Below are 7,608 nucleotides of genomic sequence, written 5' to 3' on the forward strand. Positions count from 1 at the left end.
TCCCCGATTACTATGCCTAAAAAAACCTAAATGCATTTTTTGAAAAAAAATGACTTTTTTACTTGTATAAGTCATAGTAATCGGGTGCTAATTAAAAAAGAAGTATATTTGGATTTATGCATCCTACTATGTTTAGGAGGAAGAACAATAATTTTTAGTATTAAAATCAAAACATAATAAATAAATGAGGCTTTTTCAAAACAAATTCAGTTTAGTATTTATCTTTTTGTTTAGTCTACCAATAGTAGCTCAGGATGTAGATAAAGAATCAAAATTAATTCAAGATATTAATGTTATTTTGTCAAATAGTATTGGAGCAACTACCTATTCTGTTTCTGTTTCCGATGATAATTTGATTGTAAATTGTGGTTATAATCAAACATTTCCAATGGATAAGATTGACGTTGAAAAGATTAAAATTATAAAAGAATCAATGCAAATTAATAATCAGGGTAGAAAGGGTAATTTATATTATTTGAAGTTATTTGACAATCAAAAAGGAAATTATGTTTACAATGAGTCCTTTTCTAAAAAAGTTAATGTTTTGATTATTGTTTACAGTCATGAGCAAGAAGAAACCATTAAAAACCTTAAAAATTTGTTTGTTGAGTTGGTTAATAATCATTTAGGCTTAAAAAAAAATTTAAATCCTAATTAAGTAAAGGTTAATTCTCCTTCTAGAACTTGACAATAAATCCAATACCCAATAACCCTCGAAAATGGCAAAACCGTAAAAGGACATTTTGCTTTGAAAAGATAAATTAGTAAGCGCTTTTTATTAATTACTAGAAAAACTGTCCCATTTCGATGGGATTTTTTTTGAGTACTACTTTTTTGTTAAAAACTAGCCAAAATTTTACTCTTTTCACAAAGAAAATAAACATCTTTAAACAAATAGTAAAGAATGTTGCTTTTTTAAATTAATCAGAAATGTAATAATAATTTAAAGGTTTTAATTTGTTAAACCTTTTTGTTTTAACGTTCTTTGCAAAAAATTTAAAAATAATGTATAAATATATATTACTACTGGTGCTTGCCTCGGGTTTTACCGTTAATGGGCAAAACAAAATTGTATTTGAATATGATACTGCAGGAAATCAAGTCAAAAGATACCTTTGTGTAAGTTGTCCTTCAGGTGTGGGTAGAATAGCGTCAGAAACTCCAAAAGAAATTACTGATTTGAAACCAGAAGATTTACAAAAATTCTTCCCCGAGGATGTTATTTCCTATTATCCAAATCCTGTCAAAGAAGAATTGTACCTCAAATGGGAATTGAAAAACGAGAATAAAGTTTCGGAAATACAAGTGTATTCGCTATCTGGTCAATTGATCAAAACACATTCAAAATTAGAGAATAAATCTGATTTTGTAATGCCATTTGGTCAGTATCCATCAGGGATTTACAATCTAATTCTATTGTATGCTAGCGGAGACCAAAAAGCAATTAAAATTATTAAAGAATAACAAAGCCCCTATGAAATTACGATTACTCGCCCTATTACTACTTACTACTACAGTACTTTTTTCTCAAAATTTTCACGACACCCAAGGCAAGCTAGATGTATCTAGTGGAGGTCAAGTTGTTTATACATTGCCTGTTGCGATGCCGCCAAGTTTGAAAGGTATGGGTCCAACAATTAATTTAGTTTATTCTAGTGGGCAATTAGGAGGTGTTGCAGGACAAGGTTGGAATATAAGTACTATTTCAGCTATATCAAGAATTTCAACTAGAAAAGATTTGGATGGTTTTATCGATGGTGTCGATTTTGATGATAACGACAAACTGGCTTTTGAAGGTCAACGATTGATGTTAAAAACAGGAACGTATTGGGCGGATGGCTCAACTTATGAAACCGAAGTACAATCAAATGTCAAAATTGAATTAAAAGGGATTGGAAACACTATGTATTTCATTGTGACTACGCCAGATGGTTCAAGAACTTGGTATGGAAATTATGCAGGCATTAACGCAACAGATAATCTTGCGTATTATATTGTTAGAACAGAGGATATAAATGGAAATTTTGTTAACTATTACTACACGGACTTTAATAGTACTTTATGTATAGATACTATAAAATTTAGTGCAAATATAAACGGTATAACACCATTAAACACAATAAAATTTAATTACCAATTACCAAAAAGACAAGAGAATGCCTTTGTAAAAGGAGTTAAGATTTTTAAAAATGCACAAATTAAAAACATTCAAGTTTTCACAAACAATCAATTGTTTAGAGAGTATCGGATGACTTACGCTTCGGAAGTAAGTTTGGCTTATGAAAGACTTGTGAAAATTCAAGAATTTAATGGGAGTTTAGAACCTGCAAATCCAATTGAATTTGAATATGAAAACACGACAACAGATATTTATAAATCTGAGTTTAAATCCACATATTACAATAACGTAAACTTAAATGATATAGATATTTCAGGTGATTTTGATGGAGACGGTAGACTGGATTTTGTGTCCAACAATTTTGTATACTCTAATTTATTTAATGCAGGCGGAACAGGAACGCCCTTGCAACTTCCTTTTTTTACTGGAAAAAGAACAAAGTTTTCAGCCACAACCATAGTCAACAATAAATTAAGCCAACAACAATCTGTAGTTCACGCAAAAGAAAATGCAAATTCAATCGAGTTTAAAGTTTACAATCTTCAAAACGGTGCTTTTGCAAATTCTCAAAGCAAGACTATTAGTATTCAAAATACTGCTTCTATTGGAACAGTAACCTTAGGGCATATTGCTTTGTTAAATGGTTGGCCAGATTTAGAATTTTGCGAGCCTTTTGATGGGATAAAAAAAGCGACAAACTATTTGGAAGGAGATTTTAATGGGGATGGGATCAGTGAAATATTAATGTATCATAAAAACACGGAAGTTCAGAATTATCATACTGACTCTTATCACGAAATTCCTAGTGATGATTTTAGATCTGCTAAGTGTACAGTTACATTTTCAAATCACGATGCTGATGTAAATCATTACTTAATCGATTTGAATCCAAATTCAGGAACTACATTAAATAGTGATGGATATATAAAATTTAACAACACGCTTCTAGGAAATTTTACAGACAAAAAATTCATAGCCGATTACAATGGGGATGGAAAGTCAGATATTTTAGTCATTAAACAAAATAAAACGTATAAAATAATTGGTTTTAAACAATTAACTACTGCTCCTTGGGTTGAACTGGAAGTTTTAGGAGAAGGAATTATGGAAGATTACTCTACAACCAAACAAATCCTGTTTGGAGATTTTAATGGAGATAACAAAGCTGACATTATGTTGCCTCATTATGATAATGGTGGTTGCTTCGAATGTGTGCAATGGCATATTTATTATAGTAATCCCAATCCTGCAGGAGGAAGTTTTTTTACTAAAGAAACGCATAATATAGTCGATTATCGTCCAGATACTGGCACCTATTTTGATACACAAAGGCATTTGAGTAATTACTATGCACTTGACACAAATGGCGACGGAAAATCGGATTTGGTAAGAATTTGGAGAAATTATTACAAACCAAGAAATACTATAAACGATCACAATACGCAATGGCAAATTACAACCTATGCCAATAATATAGGAAATACAAATGTAATAGGTAATAAATTTACTTTAAATTACATTTCACCTTGTGTTTTCGTTCCTGCTGTTCCAGGTTATATTGACGCAACATTTAATTGCAATCACGATAGTGATAGTAACGAATTACCTGCTCCTATAGTTTCCAACTACAGAAATAAAGGACTCAATAATGAAATCGTAATGATTCGAAGCAAGTATGCTGAAATGACTTATGTCGATTTTCAGAAAGATATTGCTAAAGAAGCCATGCTGAAAAAAGTGATTTCTTCTGGAGGTGTAGTAACAGATGAAGTAACCTATAAAACGTTGGAACCTTCAACGGCTAATAATGGACAAGGAAATTTAGACGAGTTTTATTCTTCCACGAATACTTTGACCTATCCAAATGTCGAAATTAAAAGAGTGCCTACTGCAACACTTGTTAGTAAAATTACAAATACTGTCAATGGAGTAATAAAGCATCAAGATTTCAAATACTGTGGCTATATTTTAAATTTGAACGGACTTGGTGCTCTTGGATTTAACAAAACAGCACGAAGTGCATGGTATGCATCAGATACTAGTAAAAGAATCTGGAATGTTTCTGAATATGACGCTACAAAAAGAGGGGCAATCACAAGAACATACAGTGAACTAGTGCAAAATGGAAGTGCATTTTCATTTGTACTTTCAGGCAATCCTAGTGGGATTATGAGTTCGACAACCTCTATTTTTAATTCGTTTACTCAGAATGGTATATATCATCTCTTGTTAGATTCACAAATCAATCAAGATTTCTTAACAGGAATTAGTAACGAAACAAGTTATACGTATGACAATCAGTATTTCATTCCAACAACAATTATTTCTAAAAATAAATTAAATGGTATTGAACAAGGAAAAACAACTTCCACAACAACTTTCGAAAGCAATACTTCTGGCATAGGAAGCGACTATTATATTGGGAGGCCTAATACAACAAAAAGCATAGTAGAAGCCTATGGAACAACTGCTGAATCAACATCTGAAATGTATTACACCAGCGGAAATGTTACTAAAACAAAGAAGAAAGGAAACACAACAGAAGCAAAATACAGTGTTGAGGAGTTTCAATACAATGTTTTTGGAAATGTTATCAAGAGTACAAGCAGTACCGAAGGATATACAGGACTTGTATTGGCACCAAGTTCTATTGAATATACATACGATGCAACACAAAGGTTTGTAAAAACCGTGAAAGACAATCAAGGCCTAGTATCCACAAATGATACATATCACCCCAAATACGGTATCGTTACCTCAGTAACAAATCCTTATGGACAAACGGCTACCAGCCAAATTGACAATTGGGGAAAAACTATAAAAACTACAAATTATCTCGGAAAAAGTGGCTATACAGCGTATACTAAAAACGGAAATGAATATACAGTAACCAATACGGCAGATGATGGAAGTTCCTCGATTACAATTAGCAATGCACTAGGTATGTTGATTAAAAAAGGACAAAAAAACATCGATGCCACGTGGTCTTATGTGAATTATGAATACGATTATTTGGGTCGAAAAACCAGAGAAAGCGAACCGTATTCTTCAGGAAGTCCAACCTTGTGGAATACCGAAACGTATGATGATTACAGTCGTATAATAAACAATACAAGATGCACAGGGTTAGTGACAAATATTACCTACAGTGGAACCACTGTTACAGGGACTGATAATTTTAAAACGGTTAGTTCCACAAAGAATGCGAATGGTCACCTAATATCCTCTACCGATCCAGGGGGAACTATTAATTTTACCTATAATGCTGATGGAAATTTAAGAAATTCTAATTTTGATGGAACCATAATTGCTATGGAATACAACGAGTGGGGTAACAAAACCAAACTAACGGATCCTTCGGCAGGATTATATGAATATTCATACTATCCTTCAGGACAAATCCGAACCGAAAAAACACCTAAAGGAATTACAACCAATACTTTAGATCCAATAAATGGAAACCTGTTAGAAAAAACTATTGTAGGCGATTTGACTAATTCTAAAAGCACCTATACTTACGATGGGGTTACAAAACTTCCTTTGAATACGTTGTTTACAAATACTTTCGACGGAACGATAATCAATTATACTAACGAATACGATACAGCCAAACGCATTATCAAAACTACCGAAAGCAATGTAGCAACAGCCACGTTTCAACACGAAATGACCTATGATGACTTCGGGAGACCCTTATTGCAAACCTACAAAGCCGTAAATCATGTTAATGGAAAGCAATCTGTAAAAACCGTAAAAAACACCTATAAGAACGGAGCTCCTTGGCAAATACTGGACAATACGAATCAAGCCGTTTTGTGGCAAACCAATACGGTGAATGGACGTGGGCAGTTAACAAGTGCAAATTTAGGTCCACTAATGGTGGCGAATACCTACAATGATTTTGGTCTTGCAACCGGCGTATCTCACAAATATTTAGATGATGATCGTTTGGGAATAATTGCCGAGCTTATGAAATTAACCTATGTATTCGAACCACTTCGAGGAAACCTTACCTCAAGAACCAACCATATGTTTGTAATGGATGTTCCAATAGGTTCGATACAACCATTACCTAAACCATATGGAGAAAATTTCACATACGACAATCTAGATAGGCTTTTGACGGATTCGTATGCTACGCCAGTTGCATTTGTGAGCCCAAAAGCAGGAGGAACTTTTCCAGCACCTACATCGCCACAATACGACAACAAAGGGCGTATTACAAGAACAGGTATAGGAACATACAATTACACCAATTCCGCAAAACAATATCAAAATACCTCGGTAACATTAAATACCGTTCCACTGAATTATTATCAAAACAACGCAATACAAAACGTAACCTACAATGGGTTCAAAAGCCCAGTAACTATTGATGTTGATAATATTGACAAGCTATCCTTTACCTACAATATTATTAACGGGCGTAGTAGTATGTATTATGGTAGTTTAGAAACCGACAAGCTACAACGAAAAATGCACAAGCATTACTCGGCTGATGGCACTATGGAAATCAAGTACAACAAGCTAACGGGCGAAACAGAATTCTTAACCTACATAGGAGGCGATGGTTACAGTGCACCTATGGTGTTAAAAAGCAACGGAATAACTCAGGAATACTTATATTTGCATCGGGATTACCAGGGAAGCATTATGGCAATATCCAATGACAGTGGGCAAGTGCTAGAAAAACGCTTGTTTGACGCTTGGGGTAATATTGTAAAAGTGCAAAATGGCGCAGGTGTCGATTTGGGTAAATTAACACTGCTGGATCGCGGGTACACAGGACACGAGCATTTGCAAAGTGTAGGACTCATCCACATGAACGGAAGGTTATACGACCCGAAGTTGCACCGTTTCTTGCAACCTGATAATTATGTGCAAGACCCATACAATACCCAAAATTACAACCGCTATGCGTATGTGCTCAACAACCCATTAAAGTACACCGATCCTAGTGGAGAAGAATTTGTTCTTCTTACAGCAGTAATTATAGGAGCTGTAGTAAGTGCAGCCACTTACACCCTAACTGCCCTGTTGGCTGATGTGCCGTTCACAGTTGGAGGAATTCTTCAAGCTACCTTTATAGGTGCGGCAAGTGGCGCGGTTACTTTTGGTATTGGTGAATATGCAAAATCAGCCATAACCAGTTTTTGGCTCCGTACAGGGTTTCAAGCACTGGCACACGGTACGTTTCAAGGGGGTATGACAGCTGCGCAAGGGGGTGAGTTCTGGACAGGATTTGCCTCAGGGAGTTTGGCGAGTTTGGCAAGTAGCTTGTGGCAAGGTGGTGCTACCTCTGATGCTACCCATACAGTAGGAAGTCATACTGCAACATTTGGAAATCAAACCGTAAAAGGGATTGGAGGCGAGTTTGGCTCAAAAACAGTGGGGATATTATTGTTTGGAACTCTTGCAGGTGGAGCAGGCGCAGAACTCTCAGGAGGTAATTTTTGGCAAGGTGCGGTTACTGGCTTGATTGTTAGTGG

3 protein-coding genes are annotated in these 7,608 nt (G+C 34.8%); all 3 read left to right on the forward strand.

Annotation, left to right across the window (positions count from 1 at the left end):
* Window positions 1–184 precede the first annotated feature (184 nt).
* Window positions 185–658, forward strand: a complete 474-nt coding sequence (locus tag RMO70_RS07135; protein WP_310555736.1) for a hypothetical protein — start codon at window positions 185–187, stop codon at window positions 656–658.
* 347 nt (window positions 659–1,005) lie between these two features.
* Window positions 1,006–1,464 (forward strand): T9SS type A sorting domain-containing protein, encoded by a 459-nt coding sequence (locus RMO70_RS07140; protein ID WP_310555737.1) that lies wholly within the window; start codon window positions 1,006–1,008, stop codon window positions 1,462–1,464.
* 10 nt (window positions 1,465–1,474) lie between these two features.
* Window positions 1,475–7,608: RHS repeat-associated core domain-containing protein (locus RMO70_RS07145; protein ID WP_310555738.1), on the forward strand; the 6,134-nt coding region annotated here is incomplete at its 3' end.

It is taken from the genome of Flavobacterium sp., from assembly GCF_031422135.1.
Taxonomy (GTDB): domain Bacteria; phylum Bacteroidota; class Bacteroidia; order Flavobacteriales; family Flavobacteriaceae; genus Flavobacterium.

Bases quoted from the DNA above. Each gene is read 5' to 3' on its own strand.
- RMO70_RS07135 (WP_310555736.1), top strand. From the start codon at position 185: ATGAGGCTTTTTCAAAACAAATTCAGTTTAGTATTTATCTTTTTGTTT.
- RMO70_RS07140 (WP_310555737.1), top strand. From the start codon at position 1,006: ATGTATAAATATATATTACTACTGGTGCTTGCCTCGGGTTTTACCGTT.